Raw genomic sequence first — 22,758 nt, 5'->3', positions numbered from 1 at the left:
GTTTACCATCCATATTCATCTTGTAATTCATCGAAATCCCACACTTCTACATCAGCAATTTCCTCTGAAATGTTTTGCTCTATTTCTTGTAGTTCAATATCTTCAGCGACAACTTTTGGTGCTGAATGTAATTTATAACTTTGTTCTTCTTTTTGCCGTTGCTTGCGACTTTTCTTCTTCTCTACTGCACTATCTCGATGAAGAATTTCTTGATGTATTGATTCATTACTTATTTTTCTCTTTGCCATACGTATGCGTTTCACATATGCCCTGGCTTCGTATAGAGAAAGTATTTCTGTCTCCAAACCTAAAACATAAGCGCGAGTCAAAAATACTTCCTTTCCTTTCTCTTGGCGATAAACCCAAATTGTAGTTATGTCTTTAGGATCGTATCGAACGCTAACTATGTCTCCTGCATATCCAGCTAAATATTCACCACGATAAACAATATTTTCAAACTGTAGATTTCCCGCCCTTTGAACAGTACGTCTAGCAGTTTTCATCAAGCAAATATCTAATTCTCGCTCGGCAATAATCTTTGGTTCTCTGATTAATCCTGCTTCCCAACGTTGATAGCGAGTTTGCTCGTCTTTACCTGCGATCGCACTTTGGTTATATTTATCGACTATAAAACGTACTATTAATATTTCTAAATCCCTCAAAGTTAATAGAGCATCCTTTTCTGCATCCTTTGGACGCTCTTGAACATTTGAGCCAGTGTAACCAGGCAAAGTAGAAAACAACGATTGATTTAGAGTCTTAAAAGGACGTTCGACAATTCCTCCCTCAGAAGGGCGATCGCGTAACTTACGAATAAAACCTAATTGAGTTGCAATTTCTTCTAAATGATTGGAGCGAAAATCTTTTCCTCCGTCCGTAAACAAACATTCTGGCAGACCAAAAGTTACCCAATCGCAATGTAACTGAAAATCATGGCTATAATTTTTGGGCAGAATACTATGACGTAATGCCAAAGCCACTACTTGAGAACTCGGCGCATCAAAACCGACATTTATTCCCATCACACAACGAGAATAGCTATCAATTACGGTAGTTAGCCAAGGACGACCAATTACCTCTCCATGTCGATCTATAAGCAAAACATCAACTTTAGTATGATCTCACTGCCATACTTGATTGCTATGGTTAATACTGATATCTTGACCATCGCGAGTTTTAACCGATAAAGTCGTCCCTTGCCATCCAGGAGAACGAATACTTTTTTCTTTTTTCTGTTGAATTGGCTTGACAACTCTCAATACAGTCTTATAGCTTGGAGGTTGTTCCTCTCCAATTTCTGCTGCTTTAGCTTGCACTCTTAAAACAACCTGCTTAGGACTCATTCTCTTACTGCCTTTGTTTCCCTGTTGGTAGGTTTTGAGAATAAAATCTTGCCAAAATTGGCTAATGCGATGATTTCCTTTATCTGCTCTGCTTGTAGAAACTAAAGCCGTTAATCCTTGTTCCTGATATTTCTTAAATAGTCGCTGCAATGAACGTACTGAAATACCAAGCTTTTTAGCTCCCGATCTTAATCTCTCTCCATAAGTGGTGCGATCGCATGGTTCGAGCAGACTCTGGATTACCTCTAGTCTTACCTTTGCTATTTCTTTTAGCTCAGAAGTAACGAAGGTTTCCTTCTTTTCTGCTTTCAATCTGTTCTCTACTGACATTTCTTTGATAGTGTCATCATTTTGCATTATTTAAAAAAAAATTTTTTAAAAGCACATAATGTAATCCTATAACAAAAATAAAAAAGTGACGCAGATTTTGTCACTTTCCTTAAATATTGTTTTTAGATTGACGATAGTTAATTTGTCTTTTATATGAAAGACGACACTTATTTTGTCACTGAAATTAATAAGGTAAAATACATCCAAAGCTCTAAAACCCTTGTATAGATCAGGTTGAATCGATGACAGCAATTAGTCTCGATGTCATTTAATTAGTCACTGTACATTTATCCTCGAATGGAGACATCGGGAGAGTCGAAGCAACTCTTCTTCAAGATATGGTCTGAGCTGGCTGTTTCAGCTTTCAACGTCTCCCACATCGAGAGAGTCGAAGCAACTTCCGCTAGTGGTAAAGCCAGCCGATTTCATTTGACTTTCAACGTGTACATTCAATAATTAAATGTACAGTAGACCTAAATTGGAAGCGAATAAATTTATTATTTTTAGTAATATAAAAAGTATTATTATTTATACAGAGAGAAAATAAGCTTCTATGATTAATAATTCCCAGAAACAACGAATATCAATCACCGTAGATTCACAGTTACTAGAAGAAGTAGACCAAATGACTAAAAATCGTTCCGCTGCGGTGGAAGAGGGTTTACGTCTGTGGCGCAAACAGCAAATCGAGGAACAATTGAGAAACTTCTATCAAAACCGTTCTCAGGCTGATATCGAGTTTGAAAAAGATTGGACGGAAGAAACACAAGAACAAGCGATCGCAGCTTGGGAGGAATTTCCTTGGGACGAATCTAAATAGGATATGAGTAGTAGTGAAAATTTCCCTTGCCAAAGACAAGTTTATTTATCCAAGGCGTTAAAACAGTCTGGGGATACTAAAAAACGTCCAGTAGTAGTCATGTCGATAGATATCCGTAATCAATATAGTTCTACTGTCTTAGTCGTCCCTTTTTCTAGCGATACTTCTGATGCAGCTAATCCTAGTCGTGTCTTGGTTAAACAGGGAGAAGGGGGTTTGAATGTAGATTCTGTGGCGATGTGCGATGTTATGACCAATATAGAGAAACGCTATCTTGAGCGTGGACCTTATGGCGAAATAACCCCTGAATCGTTTGCCCGTATTCAAAGGGCAATTCAAATCGCGATCGGCATTTATTAATTCAGCAATCAATTAATAAAGGAAATGAAAAATATAAATAAAACTATAGAATTGCCAAGCGGTAAGATTATTGATTTAAATCGCTTTATTGCTTTACTCCCAAGACGAGAAAGCAGAAAACAACGAATATCATTTGATTCTAGAAGGCTGTGAAAAAGCGATCGCCTTAGATTCACAAGAAGCAATATCGATCAAAGAGCATCTTAAAGTAAAGTTGAAGCAAAATAGCGACGGTGTATGGGATAGAGAAGAACAATTACGCAAAAATCAACCCAAACTGAAAAAACTTAGAGAATGGATTGACGCAAAAAAAACAAGAATCTCCCTCACTAGAAAAAGAAGCTGCTTTTGAAGAATTTAAACAAACAATTGATGCAGAAAGACCAGTAGGACAAAAACTATACGAGCATTAGAATGATTGTGCTGATTGATTCTGGAATACTAGGGAAACTCTGCAATCCCAATTCTTCTGCTGAAGTTGAAGTTGCAAGAGAAAAATTATACTCGCTATTAGCCAAAGGAGTATATGTTGTTAGCAGTCAAATCTGTGATTACGAAGTAAGGCGATCGCTAATTCTTAATTCTATGAGAGGTTTATCTTCAGAGGGAATTAGTAACTTAGACAAATTGTCCGAATTCATTAATTTTTTACCCATAAATGATGCAGTTTTAAAAGAAGCTGCTAATCTTTGGGCAGAAACGCGCATACAAGGAATACCTACCGCTGATGATAAAAGCCTTGATGCCGATATAATCATCTGCGCTCAGTACAAACTACTGGGAAAAAAATATCCAGGCAGATATATTGCGAGCCAGCGCGTTGCGGGTTCGCAACCCGTTGAAGCGACTGGCGAGGGCGTTATTGCTACCACTAACGTCAAACATCTCAGTCCCTTCACTGAAGCTAAAGAATGGCAAGAAATTAAATTTTGAGTTGAAGGATAGCAACTAATCTCCAAACAATATTCTCAAAGCTTTTAAAGCACTATTTCGTCTACCATTGGCAATCATAGCAAACCAATAATGAGCTTCTTCGTTACTCATTGCCGAAATACCCATAGCAATTTTACTAATGCGATCGCACTGAGAAAGAGGGCTAACTGTTTGGAATAAGATTGCTATTTGTACTCCTGACTCTTCTGATAGTATGTAAGGAGTTTGTCGTTTGTTATAAAGAGTTTTAGGATCATAATTATTGGCTTTAAGTATTTGATAAATACTGTGTTTGACCAAAACCAAAGTATTACCTTTAAGACAACCAATTAATTCAGCAGCAGGACGCTTTTTTTCACCTGCTTTTTTATAAGCGCATTGATATAATTCCAACGCAAAATTATTATTATCTGTAGGTATTACTTTTAATTGAAATTCTTGCACGGGTTGTTTTACTCCCAGATAAAATGAGGCATTAGCGATCGAGACGCTCGCTCTACAGATGATTTAATACTTGACTTTTGCGGCTAAATTAATTCGCTCTACTGGATTGCGATCGAGCGCTTGTTGGATGGCGTTTAACTCTGTTCCTTGCGATAAAATTGCTTGTTCAAACTCAAAGGTAATTTTAAGATTGACATTAGCTTGAGCTTCAGGGCTATTAAGTAAGCCATTAATAGTAGAGAAAAAGCTTTGAAATCCTTTAATTTGTCCTTGATACTCCAAACGCACAAATTGGTCGCCTGTTTGAATAGTCGCGGTTTGGTCAATTCTGAGAGGGAAACGACTTAATAAAGGAATAGTTGTACCTAGCTTTCGGTAGTCAATGAGTTTATCTACTGATATTTCTAAAGACTCGATCTCTTTCAATTACTTTAGGTTCGGGAGGCTGAAGAATTCCACGACTATATAAAGTAAAGCGATCGCTAAACTCAATTGATTCAGGTAGGGGCGATTCGTGAGGCACTTGCGTTGCGGAGGTATCCTCCGTTGAGCAAAGTGCCGAACCTGAAGGGCGAATCGCCCTTACATCGCTTTTGATATAAACCTTTTCTCCTACTTTTAAGTCCCAATGTCCTTCCTGTAAGCCTTGGCGAACGGTGTCTCGCAATAGCGCAATTTCGGCATCCAGCAAAATGTTTAGGTTTAAATCTTTGGCAAAAGCATCTTTTAAAGCTTTAGTTGTCCAGCGATCTAAACCTTTACTCCAAACCTTCTGCAAAATGTAAACAGGGGTAAAATGCTTAGAACCTTCGGGACGAATTTTTTCACAGTCTTTAAGAGCTTTGAGAATGACAGACTGCTGATTGGTATTACCCTTAACAGTACTAGAATCTTGAGCGGGTAAGACATAGTGCATTAAGCCAGTAGGAGCTTTTACATCATCTTTAGTAGGATAAAATAGATGACGATAGGCATTAGTCAAAGATATTCGCACATCTAAGTCTTTACCCCCTTCTCTTTCTTTAAGTTGCTTTTGTTGAGTACCCGATAAGTCTTCTAAGCGAGTCTGGTTTTTTAAGATATTCTGAATTGCTTTGTATTCTCTAGCGTTATCAATGGCTCGCTCTATTTCCTGTCGATTAGCAACCAGGAACAATAAACGGTTGCGATAAAGACGGAATTTACCAGATTCTCCCGTATTATTAAAAATTTGCTCGACAATATTGGGTGGACTATCAACAGAGCTAATTACAGTCGCCTCGTCAAAATCAATTAAACAAAGGGCAACACTATCGGGAACATCATCAACATCTCCCGATCCTTCAGGGGAGAAAATTGGTGTAAATATTTTCTTAGCAAAAATACTATCTCGACGCGATCGCAAATCATCTTTTGCTTCACTGCGTTCTACTTGTTCTTTTTCTTCCGTAACAATTTTATTAATCGATGGTTCTTCTTTAAAGCGAGAAATAGAAGTAATCGGATCGTCATCGAGATACCAAGCTACGGCTGTCAGTTTGTCTAAGGCGCGATCGACAAAACTAACTTCTAGTCCAGGAGTCAGTAATGATAAATTTAATTCTGCTCTCTTAATACCAGAAGAAATCCCTTGAGTCAGGGAATGTAAAAAGATAGTTCTAGCTACCCAACTAGAAAAAGGTGGTTTATCTGCTGCGATCCATTCTTCATCTTGTATCTGAGCATAAGCTTCTCTACCACTCGGATTGTAGATATCTGCTCCTATAGGTGGTCGCATCTGCGGACGTTGAAGTCTTGAGGTTAAGTCGTTAGTTATTTCTTCATCCAAACCCACAGGTATATGGTGAGTGTGAATCATCGGTGTCCAATTTTCTTGGTTACGCTATAGATGCCTAACCACTGCCAGTAAGCGTAATGCGCCTCTAGTCTTTTGAAACTCTGGAATAGAAGCGATTTTCTTAGTTAGCAGATTAAATAGTTCTGGATGAAACGGATAACTTTGGGCGATCGCCTCACTATAACGAGCGTCTTTACAAGCATCGGGTAAATCACTTCGACTGGCACGACAACCAGTAAAATACTCTGATGCTGCTTTTTCTGCTGCTTCAGAGCTAACACTCTTAAATAAGCGTTGCTTAACAATATTGTAGACTTCTACATCGGTTGAAGGGCTTAAAACTCTTTCTTGTCTAGCAGAAGCACGAATTAATTCTTGCAATTCTGTAGTTTCTTCGGCAAAGGTGTCTGAAGTTGAAGCCAGAGAATATACAAACACTAAATTATTACAAGCTCCTGCCAAATCCATCAAAGTAAAAAGAAACGCCACAACCTGTTCTGCCAAGTCACTTCTATTTATCTGTTTCGCTTTAGCTGCCCTCAGATAACGAGCAATTTCATCTAAAATGATTACCGTTGACCGATCATCTAATAACCGTTCTAAAACATCTGTTCCAGGACTAATGCCAGAGCGATCGCTTCCTGCCAAAAGCTGATAACCCTGTATTCCAGCAATTTGATAGGCGATTTCACCCCAAAGGGTTTTGGTCGTTATGCCATTGCTGTGATTAATACCATTTTCAGGATCTAAATCTCGTCCGTCTATTGCTGCTACTTGTACAGGGCGATCGGGGATTAAACCAAGTTCGGCAAATCTTTCTAAGCCTTGAATTCTTCTTCCTTCTCTACAGATATGCCATAAAGCAATCTCATCATGAGTTTTACCACCACCAAAGCTAGTTTCTAATCGAATGAGAGAATCTGATGACTTTCCTGTTAACCTGCTAAAAACCTCTCTTATTAGCGTTTTTATCCCATCAGTAGCATAAGTATTAGCAAAGAAACTTTCTGCATTCTGATATATCTGAGGTGCTTTTCCCTCAACTACAGACCGTAATTTAGCAGCAAAAAGGTCTACTGAAAGTTCTCCTGCTAATATTTCTTCTCTGGGAATACAAGTTTCAAAAATGGAAGGTAGCATAAACCAAGTCTCTAATTAGAAGCTTGTTCCTAGAATGCCCATTTACTTCTAGTAATCTTCGTAAGATATGAGACTATTTACTAGTAACACTTTTATACAACTAGATTTTTATCCTTGATTGCTAATTAAAGCAAATTATAAATCTATTGAATGCTCTTACAAAACTGCTGTAACTGATAGAAAATCGGTAGATAGAGTTATTGAAAATAACTAAAAACCAATCAATAAAAGTTGTTAAAGAATTATTTGCACACTTTGGGGTAGTGAGAGTCGTCAATGCACCCCATAATTCAGGAGTGCAAACAATTGTCCTAGCCCCCTAACATTTAGACCGATTTTAAACTTTAATATAGATTTTGGGCATAATCAGAAATTATATGAAAATTTTTTCTCTAGTTTCATATCCAATAATGATAAAACCGTTTATATTTCAAACCACCAGGGATCTACAAATGAATTTGTTTTGATTAAAAAAGCTTTTTTCCGCATAAACCGTTTGAGAGCTGCCGCACCCATACGAGAACTGCCCATACCAGAGAACTTAAAAGCATTTTTTTCAGCTTCATGGATGAAGGCAGTTAATCCTGCATCGTTAATACTAATTGCACCAGCATCTAAATGGTTGGCTACTCGCAGTGCCTCCGTTTCCGAGGCAGCAAATATAGCAGCACTAAGTCCATAGATAGTATCATTTGCCAAAGATATCGCTTCTTCGGTCAGAGAAAAAGACATAACTGGCATAATTGGGGCAAAGCTTTCTTCGGTCATTATTTTCATGGAGTGATTAACCTGAGTCAAAACTGTAGGCTGACACCAAAAACCACCGTCTAGTTTTTCGACAGTACCACCACAACGAACCACAGCCCCTCGATTAACTGCATCTTTTAAATGTTCGGCAATAATATCCGCTTGTTTTTCGGCAATTATTGGTCCAATGTGTCCCTCTTCAACAGATGGATAAGCTAGTTTTAGATTTTGAGCTTTGGCTACTAGTTTCTCAACAAAGCGATCGCAGATAGATTCTGCTACATAAATACGCTCAGTGGAGAGGCAGGATTGTCCTGCATTGACCACAGATCCCCACAAAATAGCCGAAGTTGCCAATTCCAGATCTGCTGAAGCTAAAACGATGGCAGGATCTTTGCCACCTAATTCGAGAAAGGCAGGAATAAAATTTTTCGCAGCAAATTCTGCAACTTTTCTCCCTGTAGCAACACTGCCTGTAAAACAAACTAAATCGACAGATTCAATTAATGCAGAACCTATATCCCCTGCCCCGGGAACATATGTCAAGATATCTTGTAGCTGAGGAACTGAGGCAATGGTATTGAGCAATGGTTGCATAAAGCGGGGAGCGATTTCACTGGGTTTGACTATGACAGCACAGCCTGCCAGTAATGCAGGTATGGCATCGATCGCCGAAAGTAACAAGGGAAAATTCCAGGGACTGATTACCCCCACTAAGGGATAGGGAACTAATTGCTGTTCTAAACGAATAAAAGGAACTGCTGTAGTTCGTGACTCGGTTTGTAATAAATCTGGTGCTAAACGACACCAGCGATCGATGCTAGACAAAAAAGAATCAACTTCGATCCTCGACTCAGATAGTCTGCCCGTATCAGCAACTAGGGCTGTTGTCAGCTCCTCCTTATGGGATAGTAAAACGTTTTTCCACTGTTGCATTGCTTGAATACGCTTTTCTAAACCAGATTCTTGCCAAGCAACTTGCCCTTGACGCAAACGAGTACAAATGCCCGCTAATCGATCGCCTGTTGGGGGAGTAATCCAGTAATCAATTTTTCCTGTACGTGGATTGCGAACCTCAATTTTGTTATCCATTACTCCAATCCTTATTCTTTAAATTATCTTTAATTGAACCTCATTTCAAATAATCCCGAGCTTAGTTAAGCGCTCGATAGTTTCCTGCTGAGTTTTAATAAAATGTTGACGTTCAACTTCCCCTTCTAACATAGTATTAGCAGGAGAAAAGTGTTGCTGTTGATAACTTTCCGCATACAGTGTCGGGCGATGTCGAGATAGCACGTTTTTGATTCCCGCACGACGGCGATCGCGTCGTAAGGCAGCCAAGTCGATCTCAGCATATGCTGCCATGCTTTCCCCTAAGCCTGTTTCAGCTAAAATAAGACCTCGATAGTCAACAATCTTAGAACCTCCATCCACAGAAGCCTGAAGAATTGGAGTATTAGCAATTCCCGCCGTATTGGCAGAAACAACATAAGCCATATTTTCCACCGCCCGAGAAATTTTTGCCGCCTCTTTAGGCGCTCGCGCATCGCCATAAACTTCTGAGGTGGGATGAAGTAAGATTTCTGCCCCCCGCATAGTTAAACAGCGAGCAATTTCAGGAAACAAAATTTCGTCTGAGGCGATCGCTCCCAAGTTACCGATCGCAGTTTTGGCTACGGGAAAGACTCCCTCTAAACCATAGCAATCTAAATACTTATCCCAGACATCGTAGGGTGTAGGGGTATACATAGAATTGAGTCGGCGATGGCGTAAAACCATGGTTCCTGTAGGATCGAAGACAAAACAGTTCTGAAAGTAAAGATGAGGAAAATTCGGGTCTAGTTCGTAAGCATTCCCTGCCAGAAATATGTCATGCTTTTGAGCAATACTACCCAAGGCATCGTATAGAGAATCTTCCATTTCCAGACAGGCTTTTTCTGCCCAAACAGCAATCGGCTCTCCCATCGGAAAGCCAGTCAGCCAATATTCAGGTAGCAATACTAAGCGACAATCAGACCCAATAAAAGCACGGCTGGCAGCGATTTGTGGCTCTAAGCGCATGATTGCTTGCTCCATTAGAGATCGCACTTGTGTCCTTTCTTTGACATGGTTAACGGCATGGCAAGTTACCTGGAGTGCCAAAGCTCTAAATGAGTCGATGCGATCGGTGTTTGCTTCCATCTTGGTGCTGCTATTTTGATAATTTTGCTTGCAGTTATCTTTCAGTTTATCGACTATCAATGCTTTGAATTTAAACCTTTAAATTAATTAAGCAGAAATTTGAGGATTAAGATAAATAAAAACCTCTGATGAAAGCATTAAGAATTCACAATTACGGCAACCCTTCATCTGTGAGAGTAGATAACATAGCAATTCCCGAACCAAAAATGATTTAGAGAAACTAAGAAAGTGGTTTTCTGACTTAGATTATCAGCGGTGGGATCGGGATTTAGAAAAAGATGTGGCAGAAGGGAAGCTAGAAACATTGGCTAATGAAGCGATCGCTGATTTTGAGGCTGGTAACTGTCAAGAAATTTAATGCACTATACGACAAGTTAATCAGAAAATCTTAGCTTTCAAATAATTTTCGGTAAAAGTTTCTTTCGGGATTTAGCAAAAAGCCTAATATTTAAGGGAAAATTTAGAATATTTGCCATAAGCTTAATTTGAGATTAGCAATATCAGGAGAAAGTCTTATGTCTAAGATCGAAGACGAAATGCCCGTTCTTGTGCGACATGAAGGTGATTGGATTGGTACTTATACAACCGTTGATAATAATGGTAAGATTCTCGACCAGAATGAATCCCATATAACTTGTGAGTTTCCTGAAGGTAAAGAATATCCTTACTTTCAAACCAATCGATATAAGTGGGCTGATGGAAAACAGGAAGAATATCAGTTCCCTGGAATGTATCGAGATCAAGCACTCTGGTTCGATACAGAACGGATTGAAGGCAAGGCGTGGGAAGCGGACGACTCTCTAGTTATTCTCTACTTTAGCTACAAAAACATAGCCAATGCCTATATCTACGAAATGATCCATCTTAGTCCGTGCAATAATTATCGCGCCCGTACTTGGCATTGGTTTAAAGATAATCAAATTTATCAAAGAACTCTGATTAAAGAAGAGCGCAAGCCATAGCCGAGAAACAGGGATAAAAATTAATCAATGAGCCAACTTATTAAAAGAGCATTTTTAGATATAGATGATGGTCAGATTCTTTATCGTATTGGTGGAGAAGGTGAAGCTCTACTGTTATTGCATATGGCTCCTCGCAGTAGTGATGAATTTCAGGAATTAATGCCCATTCTCGCTCAAAGTAGACAGGTCATCGCTATGGATTTTATGGGGTTAGGGGATTCCGATAAACCATCGAGAGAATATTCAGTTGCCGACTATGCTCAAAATGCGATCGCACTATGGGATGAATTGGGCATTAAAAAATGCAGTATTCTCGGTAGCCTTACAGGGGGTTATATCGCGGGAGCAATAGCAGTAGCTTATCCAGAACGAGTTGATAAGTTAATTCTCTGCAATGTGCCTGGATTTAATAAAGATGAGCAAGAGAAAATTCTCCAGAAATATACTGCGGGATTTGACCTCGAAGAAGATGGCTCTCACCTCATGGCACGATGGTTGGCTCGGATGAATTATCTTGGCAATCAAGATTTAAATCACCGTTGTGTCATCGACGATCTTAAGTGTTTTGGTTCTCCTATCTATCCTGCTATGGCAGCAACAAACTACTTTCTCGAAGCTAAGGAACAATTTCGCTCGATCGAATGTCCGACTCTGATTTTGTCAGGACAAAAAGCCTTAGAACCTCTATTCCAAGCTGGTTTAGCTAAAGCAGAGAATCAAGATTGGCTCTGTAAAGCAATTCCCCATAGTCAGGAGATTGAAGTAGCTAATGGAACTCTGTGGATGATGAATCAGATGCAAGATGCAATAGCCCAAATAATAGGCTATTTTCTAGACCAAAGTGATTAGAATTACAGCAAGAAAGTAGATTGAATTCATGTTATCATCCCAAATTAATCAATGTTTACCATACATTTAAACAAGCTAAAGTTAGAGCAGGCAGTGCCTTGGCTTATATATAGAAAATCTGCTGCATTCTCTTTGATATTTGGTATTAGATAATTAAAAACGATAAGACAAAACTGTTCCAGGTTGCGATAGATTCCGATCCACTCGAACCAAAAATAGTCCGCCATCATCAGTCTGATGCCGAGGAAGAGTGCTAAAGCTAGGACAATAGCCAACATGATCTTTAGCAAATCGATAATCCCCTATGTCACAGTAGCCAACTAGGCAATAAGCTTCCTCATTGTAGGATTGAATCATTTGATGTGTGCCGTCATAATGAGGCAAGAGCGCCAGTAACCATACTCCCCCTCCATGACCATCTTTTCTTAACCACTTTTTTTTACAAATTTCAAACTGTAATGTATCTGTTTTTCCCCAAGGTAAAATTTTGCTGTCCAATACAGGAATAAACTCATTCATTCTAGTATTAGGAAGATCACTTTCTGTGGCTTCATATTTTAACGAAACTGGTCCATTTTCCATCCAGAGAATTTCTACTGGTTCATCCCCTAATACTTGCCAATCACCAACCCTAACTCCAGCAGGAATAAAAGAGTAACTATGCTTATCTAGCTGCCACTCCCCTATTTGGATTGTTCCACTAAGCACAAACATTTCTAAATCAGCAGTAAAGATCCCTGCGGGGCCCTCAAATTGGGAGGGGAAAGTAACTTTTGATGTGGATGCGCCACATTCATGCCAAGATAATAATCGCCTTGTTGCTTGTGGCACATTTGATGACATTCCCTTAATACGCCATTCTGCAATTTCTGGAACAGAATTGGAGTTAAAAAATTGGTATTGACGAGGCACATAATCTGGGGAGATTGCTGTACTTCTACCCGATAGGTTCATGCGCCCTCTACCATCTCCACCCCAATCTTCTTTGATAGATTTTGCCTGAAAATTTTCCTGGTTTTCTCCCATGATGCTTCTAGTCTACTCTTGTACGATGAATCTTATTTAAATTTAAACTAGATCGATCTTGCTGCTAATCTTAATAGTAAAAAATAGTAAAAAGAGTTTATTTACTTTACCCTCATACCTTGAATAGAGGAATAATAGCTTCACGAGTATTGCTCATTTATGAATTCCCAAACTTACAAGAAATTAGTTGCCAAGAATTTTAGCAAGGATTTTAATTCTGCTGTTGAAATAGTCGAGGAGAAAATTCCCGAACCTGCTGACAATGAAATTTTGATTCGTAACCATTATGCTGGAGTGAATGCAGGTTTTGATACTTTATTGTGCAAAGGTAAGATACCCTATTTTTTAGAAACACCTCCGATAGCGTTAGGGGTAGAAGCTGTGGGCATAGTGGAATCTATTGGCAACAAGGTCATTGATTTTTCTGTCGGTGACGCGGTATTGACTACTCAAAGAGGAGGATACCGCGAATATCAGGCGATCGATTCTGCTTTGGCATATAAAGTTGCTGAACCAACCCCAGAAGTCTTGAGTTTGATGCCTACTGGTGTCTCCGCTTTAGTGGCATTAGAACAAGTAGGCGCAATGGGTAGTCAAGAAACTGTGATGGTGACAGCAGCGGGAGGGGGAACGGGTCATATTGCGGTGCAACTGGCAAAACTCGCAGGGAATCATGTGATTGGCACTTGTGGTTCAGAGGCAAAGTTTCAGCTATTAAAAGAATTGGGTTGCGATCGCATCATTAATTATCGCTCAGAAAATGTCGCTGATGTCCTTCAGCAAGAATATCCTCAGGGCATAGATTTAGTGTTTGAGTGTATTGGCAAGCAGATGTTTGACACCTGCGTCGATAATTTAGCAGTACGGGGACGTTTAGTTGTCGTAGGCTTTATTTCTGAATATGGTAAGAATCTAGAGCCAGTATCCCAACCGCGCATGTACCATAAGCTGTTTTGGAAAGCTGCATCAGTTAGAGGGTTTCTGATGTCCATGTATCAAGAATATATGCCTGAAGCTCGCGATCGCTTGTTCAATCTTTTCCATACAGGTCAAATCAAAGTTGCAGTAGATACTACCAATTTCAAAGGCATTGAATCTATCCCTGCTGCTGTAGATTACCTGCTGGGAGGGCAAAATTGTGGCAAAGTCGTCGTCAAATTTTAATACCAGGAATTATCAGGAGTTTATGGCTTGTATGGGCGTGTGGCATGTAGGGGCTTATGGCATAAGCCCTCTGTCGAATTAAGTATCGCTGAAATTCTTCTATTGAGGTTAAAAAGATGATTAAAAATGGAATTGCTCGAATTCTCATTAGCTTAAGCGATCTGAATGAATCGGTGAAATTTTATCGGGATATTTTCCAGATGTCTGTAGTCGGGGAATATTCTCTAGACCCTAATACCATTGAGCAGCTTTGGAACTTACCGCCAGAAACAACTGGTCAAGCAGTCTGTCTTAAGAATGACGAACAGACAACCTTACTAGAGTTAATTGAATTCAAGCCCCAATCTGATAAATTTATTCGTTCTGGAGGCAATACAACGGACTACGGTTTATTTACCATCGCCTTTCGAGCTAAAAACGTTGATGCTGCTTATGAAAGCCTGAAGCAAAAAGGTTATCAATTTATTTGTCCTCCCATTACCTATACCCCCAGTTGGGTTCCCGTCACCGTCAAGGAAGCGATTATGATTGCGCCTAACGACACTGCTATTGCCTTGATCGAACGGGTAAGCGAACCAATACCAGAATTTAAAGGTGATTTTGGCATTATGCTGGATACCTCTCAAGTGGTGGAAAATATCGAAGAGGTAACTAAGTTCTATGTGGATATTCTGGGACTAAACATTGTCTTCGACCAAGTATTACCAACAGGCATGATTGATAATATTCTCAATTTACCAGAAGGTACTGAATCGAGAATGGCATTCATCAATCAAACGGGAAGTAAAAATGCGGCATTGGAGTTTATTCAATGTTCGGTTAAGGGGAAATCCCTAGCTGATGGCGCGGGGCCTCCCCATCTCGGATTATTTGCGATCGCCTTTGCCGTAGATGATCTATCCGCTTTGATCCAAAAGTTACAAGATAACAATATCAAGATATTATCTAAACCAGTTGAAATATCTAGCTGCGATCGGGAAAGGGCTAGGGCGATCCTGGTTGAAGCTCCTAATGGGGTTAATATACAGTTTTTCAAGAGTTAATAATGCTGTCTAACAAGATGATACATTGACTGTGTTTTGAAAGAAAAAGGGTAGTCCTAAAGCTGTATCTCAATGCTGGAATTATAGAACCTTTTACAGTTTGACTATTGGTCGATCGCCCGATTGCTCTAGACTGATAAATAATCCTACTCCTTTAAAATAAGCGATCGCGATGAATCAGATTAATACTAATCAGATAGAAGGTATCTATGAAGTCTGTATTGGTGTGAGCGATCCCAAACCGATGATTCAATATTGGTCACAATTCGGTTATCGAATTGAACAGGAGGGAGAATTATCCACCTCAGTAGCACAAGATTTATATGGAGTAAATTCTGCTTTACACTCTGTGAGACTCTATCATCAGAATGCCGACCACGGTTTGATTCGTCTAATGATGTGGGAAAATCCGACTAATGAAGGATTGCAGCTAACACCAATGAAAATTAAAGGCAACCGTTGGGCGACTAGTTTAACCGCTGATGTGTTGAATATCCTTAACCATGCAGAGAAAGCAGAGAAAGATGGTTTACCTATCAAGTACATCAATCCTCAATGGACTGTGATCTATCAAACAGAGAAGGGTCGTCCCTTTGTCGATACTCTGGTGGGAGTAAGGGAAATGATGCTCTTGCAACCATTAACGAGGCAGGTTTTCTTTCAACGCTTCAATTATACTGTTGCCAATTATGGTGCGATCGACCCGAATGCAACTTTTCAAACCAGCCAAGTTACCCACATGGGTATGGTGGTTCAGGATGATAGCAAAGAAACCCTTAGGTTTTACGAAGAAGTTCTAGGACTACTCCGTACCCAGGATGATGTAGAAAGTACCTATGAAAATGCCCCAAGTGGAAGACCGATTTTTGACCTACAACCAGGGGAGAGATTTTGGGTAACCTCTTTTGACGATCCACGATCTTCTGCTTCAGACTGGAAACTAGCCCGATCTGGCAGAATGTATATTATTCGCTTTCCTGAAGAGATGAAGTTAGAAAGTAGCTTGGCCCAGGCGCAACCTGGAGCTTTGGGGATGTCTCTCTATACCTATCGTGTCCGAGGAATCAAGGAGTATTTTAACCGTGTTAAAAGCAGTAACGCATCACAAGTTACGGACATAATCCCTAATGAGTTTGGAGAAGAGAGTTTTTCCTTTATCGCTCCTGATGGTTATTTTTGGACTTTGATCGGCACTTAGAATTAAAGTCCAAAATAGCAAAAGTCTTGGTAGTTTTATGATGGGGAGATTCCATAAGGTCTTTTTAAATACTGCCCACAAGGAGAACCAATAACTTGTCCTTGGTCATAAATCAGATTACCCCGCAGGAATGTACTTTTGACCCTTCCATTCAACTCTATCCCCTCAAAGGGTGTATAACCTTGTTGAGATTCTGATTCAGCAGCACGGACGACAAAAGTTTCATTTGGATCGAGCAGAACTAAGTCCGCATCATAACCTACAGCAATATCTCCTTTTTCCCGCAAGCCAAAACGCTGGGATGGATTCCAACAAAGTAACTCAGCCATGTGGTTATAGGACATCCCGCGCTTACTACCTTCACTAAAGATGCTTGAAAGCAGATATTCCGTACCACCAAAACCAGATTTTGCCAACCAGATATTATCGGGGTCTTTGAGACTGGCTTTCTTGGCAGATGAACAACAGGCATGGTCACTGACAATCCAATCAATATTTCGGTTTAAAACCTGTTCCCATAAATATTCCACATCCTCGCGAGGACGAATGGGTGGGTTGACCTTTGCCCATTTGCCCGTTGGCGCATCTACATCCAGCATCAGATGTCCCACCGTTACTTCTCGCCTGAAATTAATCTGAGGAAATGCTGCTTGCATAGTTAGGGCTGCTTCGACTGCTTTACGAGAACTCAAATGCAGCAGATTAATATTCACACAGTTGGTTTCGTGTGCCAGATAGGAAGCGATACAAATGGCTAATCCTTCGGAATGAGGCGGACGGGCGGCACTGTAGGCTTTTAGACCAGTTAGACTGCGATCGCCCTGGACAATTTTGGTGTAGGCATTGAGGATCTCAGCAACTTCGCAATGTAGGCTCAGACTAAGATAATCACTGGCTTCAGGATGACGTTCCCTTAGTTGGGTCAGACCGCGCATAATAAATTCAAAATGGGCAAAGTCATATCGTTCTTCCTTATTGATCATCAAGAAGAGATTTTGTTGGTCGGATAGACCATGTAACCCATAACCACCGTAAAACATAAAGATTTTAAATGACGTTACCCCTTGTTCCTCAAAGAGATACTCCATCTCTTCAATATGCCCAGAAGCGATCGGCGCGATATGATAGCCGTAATCTACGTAAAAATTGCCTTCTGATAGTGCCAGTACCTCGGGGAAAAAATCTTGATAAGAGCCGCCTTTATTCAGGTAATACTGACCTGTACGAATATAATTGAGGCTAGTAGTCACCCCTCCCATTGCCGCTGCTTTACTTTCAGTGACAGCATCCTGCTCTAGGGGTTGATAAATACCGATGTGCATATGGGCATCAATCAAGCCTGGGAATCCTAGTCGATCTTGAGCATCAAAGACTTTTATTGAGCGATTTGAGTTTATTTTTGGGGCAATTTGGGCAAATTTACCATCCTTAATCCCTAGATCGAGGGTTTCAATAGATTGCTGATTGGGACGAACCACACGGACGTTTTTGATAATTTTGTCCAGAACAGGAGTTTCAGACACAATAACCTCTTTTGCTAGCTCTGTTTTAAATTTAGCTTGAATCCAAGCATTTACTAGTAAAGCTGACTTAAGATGGAGAAGTAACTAGCTGTTGGTTATGATGTAAATCAAAATGTTGTTTATACTTTAGCTGGCACTTTTGGGGAAAAGACGATGGAAACTTATACTGAGTATAATCTAGACCCTCAACAATTTTCCTTTCTCAAGAGTTTTCAAGATTGCTGGCAGGAAATTCGGGATGAGTTTAGCTGCTTCATGGAACAGGCATCTCCATCAGAATTAGCTCTGGCAGAGAATGTTATGGGTCCGAAAACTAAAACAATCAAAACCAAAGGTGTCAAGAAATATAGTGCCTTTGGGGTCTTATTTCAGGGCAAATTCATTGAAAAATATATTCAAGAGTATCAAATAACTTATCCCGATCGCGATACAGACCAGACAGTTGCAGAGGTACTGGCATTACGAGCCAAATATTTTCCGACTTTAGGCAAAGCGATCACCGAAGTGAACCAAAGCAATGATAATGTAATTAGGAACGTTTATTTTGGTACATTTCATCCAGGTTTAGATATTAAGCTCCACGTCAACTATAATCCCCACATGAATCGAGGTTATTTAGGATTAATTGTGCCTCAGGGAGATGTGGCCATGAAAATCTGTCACGATAAGCTATATTGGCACCAGGGAGAATTTATGATTCTCGATCATAGTTATCCCCATTGTCCCCATAACTATACTGACTTTGATCGAACGGTCTTGATTGTTGACTTTTTTAAACCCGATAAACCAACAGAGGAAGTCATCAAATTTGAAACAGAATTAATTTCCCAAAGAATGCAAGAAAATCCCTATAGTTTGGGGGTATTTGGCAAAAGCGATCGCGCTAAACCAGAAGATTTTGTTAAATATGGTTTAGCGCATCAGTTGGAGTGGGACAAGGCTTTAGGAACTCCCTGACAATATTTAATAATTGAAATTTTTAGGGAGTTGGTAAAGGAAATCTTGCCCCAGCTAAATAATCAGCAAAATGTTGCTTAAAATATTTCCAAGAAGTAATATTTTCTGCGTCTAATTTCTGGTCAGCAGCATCTTTATACAATGGGACACGGTGGTTGATTTCTGCTTGTAGCCACTTGGGTAATTCGTTAAAACCATTTATTTTACAACCATGGGCGCTATAGATTAGTTGCCCAGGCTTATTACCCATTTTCATCCAAGGTAGCCAAGGACCAATCCGATCCCAACTCAGAATTACTTGAGATACTTCAGAAATATTGCGATCGTGAAGTTCTGCTGTAGGTACAGTTAGCTTAAATAATTCCGTCGCTTGATAAGTATTCTGAGGACTATATTCAATAAATCTAGGATCTCCCCCTAAAGGATTAGGATAGTCACTAAATATATCGAAGACAAAGGTCGTAGTCTCCCCATTAACTTGAGCAGGCAAATTGCCTTCAAATAAACCTTGAACTTGATGATTGGCAACATGAACAACAGGCACTGTTTCTCTTATCCAAGGATTATGCCACTGATGAACTACCTCTTCTGTATGAGGATCGAGATAGTAGGTTAATTCACGAGAAGTGAAATCCCAACTATTATCAGCATTTTGCAGGCAGCGACTAACACTCATGCCCACAATTTTAAACAGGTGTTTTTTCTTTTCATTAGGAACAAAAGCGTAAACAGAACCTTCCCATAACAAAATAGTTGATTTGCCAGCAAGAGAGTTACGAGTTTTAACCCAACAGGAAACATCTAACTCTTCTGTGCTATTAATTTTCTTGATTGAATTAACCATGAGCTTAATTATGGGGTTTTGAGTTCGAGATCTCTCATCTTAATTAATATTTGCTATAAGGTAGCAATATTGTGACCAAATGTACAATTTAGTAAAAACTTTATTTGGTTCTGTTGCAAAAAATTTCAATGGACAGAAAAACTCTGTAAACAACTAATTTTTTAGACCGTAATTCCAAAGAGAGAATGAATAAAATTCCTTTGTACTAATACATCACTTTTCATGATATTTTCAATTTGACCTTTACGAATTGCATTCATACGGACGGCTAAAATGGAGGAACGACCCCGCGTTATCCTCATTGCGGTAAGGACAAGTGCGGAGCGGTATGAAGTAAGCATTTGCCCTAAAGGATTCCCTTCGGTCTCGAAGCTTATCATGCACGGACTAACTTCGTGTCGCGCTTCGCGTCTTCCTTTAGGACGGCGTAAGTCGCAAGGGAATGCGTTCCGATTCGGAGGCAACCTCCGACCGAAGCGTCCTTAATTTCATAGCCTCTCAATGTTCGCCATGCTCTATAAAAATACTGGAAACATGATTTATATTTCGCTAACTTTTTGGGAAACCTATCGTCTTGCTCTACTATATTATTCAGATATTTTTTCTGTCTTAATTCACAGTCCTCTGACAATAGCTCTTCTTCTTTTAATTCTTTAATAGCAGCAGGATAAGCAGGATTTTTATCGACATTGATGGCGAGACAGGCGGAACTTGCTTCCGCATCTATAATCGCCATGTTGATTACTCTAGGCTGTTTATTATGTGTAGCTTTTAGAGCTTTTTTTAAAAACCTATAGGCTGTTTTTTTATCTCTCTTGGCACTCAACATAAACTCTAAAGTCTTACGATTACTATCAACTGCACGATACAAATATTTCCACTTTACTTTAATTTTAATATATGTCTATCTACTCGCCAAGAATCATTAGTTAACTTTAGATGTTTTCGAGCTTTCTCTTCTATTTGAGGTGCATAAATCATTACCCATCTATAAATAGTAGTATGGTCTACAGACAATCCTCTTTCCATCATTATCTCTTCAAGATTTCTGTAACTTAAAGCATACTTTAGATACCATCTGACGCAGAGTAAAATAATTTCTCCGTGAAAATGTTTCCACTCTTTATGGCTGCTTTAAGTTGATTTGTCCTATTTATTGTTTGTAGGCTTAACATACTACGAACGCGTTTCAAGTTTTTTGCGGCAGAACCATCAAAAAGGAATGCGATCACGAACGCTTAATGTGACTGGTATTGTTGGTTTGGGTGAAGCCTGTCGGTTAAAACAGTTAGAGATGCTAGAAGATGAAAAAGCGATCGCTCTATTACGAGACAAATTACAATAATGTTACAAGACGAAATATCAAATCTAGTAGTCAACGGCGATCTAACCTCTAAATTAGCTGGAAATCTTTATGTTTCCATTCCAGGGATTCCCAATAGTGCCATTATTGCTAGAATCCGCGATCACTTGGCTATTTTTACTGGTTCGGCTTGTTCTTCTGGAGTCGCAGCACCTTCTCATGTATTAAGAGCAATGAATCTATCTGAAGAGTTAATCGAAGGCTCGCTCAGAATAAGATTGGGTAAATTTACTACTGAAGAAGAAATAAAACAATCGGCAGAAATTATTTCTGATGCCATAGCAAATATTGATCGAGCAATGCACTTTGAAAGTAAAAAATCATAGTAATGATTTTAGATTAACAAAACCTAAAATAGCAGAAAATAGGTAGGCAATATAATTTTCAATAACCAAGAACTCTATCTTATAAGCTTTTCAAGTGTTATTCTGTCACTTTGGGGTAGTGAAAGTCATACACACATTCAAATTCACTATGAATTGAAAATAATAGTCATGAATCTATGACTTTAAGAACTCTCCGAATTAAATAAGAGTTTTGGGTGTAAATTGGGAGTAATTGTATTTAAAAAACGCTATAAATACTGATGCTAAAAGATTTGTTTGAGGACTGAAAATCATCGTGTCGGCAGTTCAAGTCTGCCTCCCGGCATTTACACAATATAGACAAATACATTTTACTGTAAGGATTCACCGAGAGAGAAGAAAGAAATTTAATCATTCAAACTTTTGCAGGCGATCGCTATTATTCTTTCTATACTCTTTAGGTTCAATACCAGATTATGGCAGTCTAGGGGGATATGTTACCTCGTCAACCCCTGCGCTTCTTATTGGTAGACGATCCTGGGGCGGGAAAAACCATTATGAATGGAACTAAACCCTCATGCTGAAGACGACCAAGAATAATACCTGGGTGTCTGTCTTGTGATTAAGCAAAATTAATTATCGCTTTCTTAAAAAATTTTGGTTTTGTTTGGTTAATAAAAAAATTTAATACTTCTTCCTCTATCAACCAATTACGAGCTAGTTTATCTGCTTCTTTTTCCTCGTAGGTGTTTATCCTTTTGTTGTTCCCTTTGTTCCGATTACAGGTACGCCTTTAGCAAATCATCAGCCACCCAGCAGTGAGTTTATGTATGCTATCTACGAACAAGTCGGTGCAATGTTAAATAGCATAGCTATGTTTTCTCAAGATATTAAAGCAGGTTGCGCTAAATGTGGGGCTTGTTCGGCGTTATCTACATTTGAAAATAATTGTCTCTAAGGGCGAATCGCCCTTAGAGTTCAATCTGTATTTATCGTATACCAAATGAAACAAACCTATCAATTTAAACTAGCATTGTCTCCCGCCGAATTAGAAGCATATTTCTTGCTAAGACAGCAAATATTCAGCCAGGAACAAAGAATTTTTAAAACAAGCGATCGTGATGAACATGATTCAATTGCTTATCCGATTATTGCAGTTAATGACGATGATAAAGTTGTCGGAGTTGTCAGGATCTACGAGGCGCAACCAGGACTTTGGAATGGAGGTAGGTTGGGAGTACACCCAGACTATCGACGAGGGGCGCGTATTGGTATTGGATTGGTGCGAACCGTTCGCTTTAAATGAGTTTATGACTCAGAGAAAAGCGGTTAATTGTTAAGCAAAGTTACATAAAAAAATAACGAGAATTAACAATTAAACAACTTAAGGTTCGTGTTGGTGAGGAAAAT

General features: G+C 39.4%; 23 protein-coding genes and 1 pseudogene. 12 read left to right on the top strand and 12 right to left on the bottom strand.

Going from position 1 to position 22,758, the window contains the following annotated elements:
- Positions 1-2: 2 nt before the first annotated feature.
- Together V6C71_13675 and V6C71_13670 are read right to left on the bottom strand one after the other, a co-directional pair.
- Positions 3-1,100, bottom strand: coding sequence for a transposase (locus V6C71_13675; protein HEY9769522.1), 1,098 nt, complete (start codon positions 1,098-1,100; stop codon positions 3-5).
- A 21-nt stretch (positions 1,101-1,121) separates the two neighbouring features.
- Entirely contained in the window at positions 1,122-1,700 is a 579-nt protein-coding gene (locus tag V6C71_13670; protein HEY9769521.1) for a helix-turn-helix domain-containing protein, read from the bottom strand.
- A gap of 526 nt (positions 1,701-2,226) precedes the next feature.
- Here V6C71_13670 and V6C71_13665 point away from each other — a divergent pair.
- The 3 genes from V6C71_13665 to V6C71_13655 all read left to right on the top strand — a co-directional run bounded on the left by V6C71_13665 (position 2,227) and on the right by V6C71_13655 (position 3,786).
- Positions 2,227-2,493 (top strand): type II toxin-antitoxin system CcdA family antitoxin, encoded by a 267-nt coding sequence (locus tag V6C71_13665; GenBank protein HEY9769520.1) that lies wholly within the window; start codon positions 2,227-2,229, stop codon positions 2,491-2,493.
- A 3-nt stretch (positions 2,494-2,496) separates the two neighbouring features.
- Positions 2,497-2,853 (top strand): type II toxin-antitoxin system PemK/MazF family toxin, encoded by a 357-nt coding sequence (locus tag V6C71_13660; protein ID HEY9769519.1) that lies wholly within the window; start codon positions 2,497-2,499, stop codon positions 2,851-2,853.
- 414 nt (positions 2,854-3,267) lie between these two features.
- Positions 3,268-3,786: a hypothetical protein gene (locus tag V6C71_13655; protein HEY9769518.1), complete on the top strand. Its 519-nt coding sequence runs from the start codon at positions 3,268-3,270 to the stop codon at positions 3,784-3,786.
- Positions 3,787-3,801: 15 nt separating this feature from the next.
- On the opposite strand, the gene V6C71_13650 is transcribed toward V6C71_13655, so the two are convergent.
- From V6C71_13650 to V6C71_13625, 6 genes are all read right to left on the bottom strand, one after another.
- Positions 3,802-4,230 (bottom strand): hypothetical protein, encoded by a 429-nt coding sequence (locus V6C71_13650; protein ID HEY9769517.1) that lies wholly within the window; start codon positions 4,228-4,230, stop codon positions 3,802-3,804.
- A gap of 63 nt (positions 4,231-4,293) precedes the next feature.
- Positions 4,294-4,656 (bottom strand): hypothetical protein, encoded by a 363-nt coding sequence (locus tag V6C71_13645; protein ID HEY9769516.1) that lies wholly within the window; start codon positions 4,654-4,656, stop codon positions 4,294-4,296.
- Entirely contained in the window at positions 4,619-6,067 is a 1,449-nt protein-coding gene (locus V6C71_13640) for a hypothetical protein (GenBank protein ID HEY9769515.1), read from the bottom strand. Before V6C71_13640 ends, V6C71_13645 begins: the two co-directional genes overlap by 38 nt.
- A 24-nt stretch (positions 6,068-6,091) precedes the next feature.
- Positions 6,092-7,186, bottom strand: coding sequence for a DUF499 domain-containing protein (locus V6C71_13635; GenBank protein ID HEY9769514.1), 1,095 nt, complete (start codon positions 7,184-7,186; stop codon positions 6,092-6,094).
- Positions 7,187-7,609: 423 nt separating this feature from the next.
- The gene (locus V6C71_13630; GenBank protein HEY9769513.1) at positions 7,610-9,025 is read right to left on the bottom strand and encodes an aldehyde dehydrogenase family protein; all 1,416 of its coding nucleotides are present in this window, start codon (positions 9,023-9,025) and stop codon (positions 7,610-7,612) included.
- Positions 9,026-9,070: 45 nt separating this feature from the next.
- The gene (locus V6C71_13625; GenBank protein HEY9769512.1) at positions 9,071-10,114 is read right to left on the bottom strand and encodes a nitrilase-related carbon-nitrogen hydrolase; all 1,044 of its coding nucleotides are present in this window, start codon (positions 10,112-10,114) and stop codon (positions 9,071-9,073) included.
- 515 nt (positions 10,115-10,629) lie between these two features.
- On the opposite strand from V6C71_13625, the gene V6C71_13620 reads away from it, so the two are divergent.
- On the top strand, positions 10,630-11,076 hold the full coding sequence (locus V6C71_13620; GenBank protein ID HEY9769511.1) for a DUF3598 family protein: 447 nt from the start codon (positions 10,630-10,632) through the stop codon (positions 11,074-11,076).
- Positions 11,077-11,103: 27 nt separating this feature from the next.
- Positions 11,104-11,925, top strand: coding sequence for an alpha/beta hydrolase (locus V6C71_13615; GenBank protein ID HEY9769510.1), 822 nt, complete (start codon positions 11,104-11,106; stop codon positions 11,923-11,925).
- A gap of 153 nt (positions 11,926-12,078) precedes the next feature.
- On the opposite strand, the gene V6C71_13610 is transcribed toward V6C71_13615, so the two are convergent.
- Positions 12,079-12,951: a DUF4437 domain-containing protein gene (locus V6C71_13610; protein HEY9769509.1), complete on the bottom strand. Its 873-nt coding sequence runs from the start codon at positions 12,949-12,951 to the stop codon at positions 12,079-12,081.
- Positions 12,952-13,110: 159 nt separating this feature from the next.
- Here V6C71_13610 and V6C71_13605 point away from each other — a divergent pair, with 159 nt between their 5' ends.
- From V6C71_13605 to V6C71_13595, 3 genes are all read left to right on the top strand, one after another.
- On the top strand, positions 13,111-14,115 hold the full coding sequence (locus tag V6C71_13605; protein ID HEY9769508.1) for a zinc-binding dehydrogenase: 1,005 nt from the start codon (positions 13,111-13,113) through the stop codon (positions 14,113-14,115).
- A 116-nt stretch (positions 14,116-14,231) separates the two neighbouring features.
- Positions 14,232-15,158, top strand: a complete 927-nt coding sequence (locus tag V6C71_13600; protein ID HEY9769507.1) for a VOC family protein — start codon at positions 14,232-14,234, stop codon at positions 15,156-15,158.
- 172 nt (positions 15,159-15,330) lie between these two features.
- Positions 15,331-16,356 (top strand): VOC family protein, encoded by a 1,026-nt coding sequence (locus tag V6C71_13595; GenBank protein ID HEY9769506.1) that lies wholly within the window; start codon positions 15,331-15,333, stop codon positions 16,354-16,356.
- Positions 16,357-16,391: 35 nt separating this feature from the next.
- On the opposite strand, the gene V6C71_13590 is transcribed toward V6C71_13595, so the two are convergent.
- Entirely contained in the window at positions 16,392-17,879 is a 1,488-nt protein-coding gene (locus V6C71_13590) for an amidohydrolase family protein (protein ID HEY9769505.1), read from the bottom strand.
- A gap of 153 nt (positions 17,880-18,032) precedes the next feature.
- Here V6C71_13590 and V6C71_13585 point away from each other — a divergent pair, with 153 nt between their 5' ends.
- On the top strand, positions 18,033-18,836 hold the full coding sequence (locus V6C71_13585; protein HEY9769504.1) for an aspartyl/asparaginyl beta-hydroxylase domain-containing protein: 804 nt from the start codon (positions 18,033-18,035) through the stop codon (positions 18,834-18,836).
- Between the two features lie 22 nt (positions 18,837-18,858).
- Here the strand turns inward: V6C71_13585 and V6C71_13580 are convergent, their stop codons facing one another.
- On the bottom strand, positions 18,859-19,680 hold the full coding sequence (locus tag V6C71_13580; GenBank protein ID HEY9769503.1) for a DUF1838 domain-containing protein: 822 nt from the start codon (positions 19,678-19,680) through the stop codon (positions 18,859-18,861).
- A gap of 376 nt (positions 19,681-20,056) precedes the next feature.
- Positions 20,057-20,778 (bottom strand): annotated as a pseudogene (locus tag V6C71_13575) (IS6 family transposase).
- Between the two features lie 124 nt (positions 20,779-20,902).
- On the opposite strand from V6C71_13575, the gene V6C71_13570 reads away from it, so the two are divergent.
- From V6C71_13570 to V6C71_13560, 3 genes are all read left to right on the top strand, one after another.
- Positions 20,903-21,025: a hypothetical protein gene (locus V6C71_13570; protein HEY9769502.1), complete on the top strand. Its 123-nt coding sequence runs from the start codon at positions 20,903-20,905 to the stop codon at positions 21,023-21,025.
- A complete protein-coding gene (locus V6C71_13565; GenBank protein ID HEY9769501.1) occupies positions 21,025-21,369 on the top strand; it encodes a hypothetical protein in 345 nt (114 codons plus the stop codon). Before V6C71_13570 ends, V6C71_13565 begins: the two co-directional genes overlap by 1 nt.
- Before the next feature lie 982 nt (positions 21,370-22,351).
- Positions 22,352-22,654: an MSMEG_0567/Sll0786 family nitrogen starvation N-acetyltransferase gene (locus tag V6C71_13560; protein HEY9769500.1), complete on the top strand. Its 303-nt coding sequence runs from the start codon at positions 22,352-22,354 to the stop codon at positions 22,652-22,654.
- Positions 22,655-22,758 lie beyond the last annotated feature (104 nt).

Source organism: Coleofasciculaceae cyanobacterium (assembly GCA_036703275.1).
GTDB lineage: Bacteria > Cyanobacteriota > Cyanobacteriia > Cyanobacteriales > Xenococcaceae > Waterburya.
This window is presented reverse-complemented; position numbering and strand designations above follow the sequence as displayed.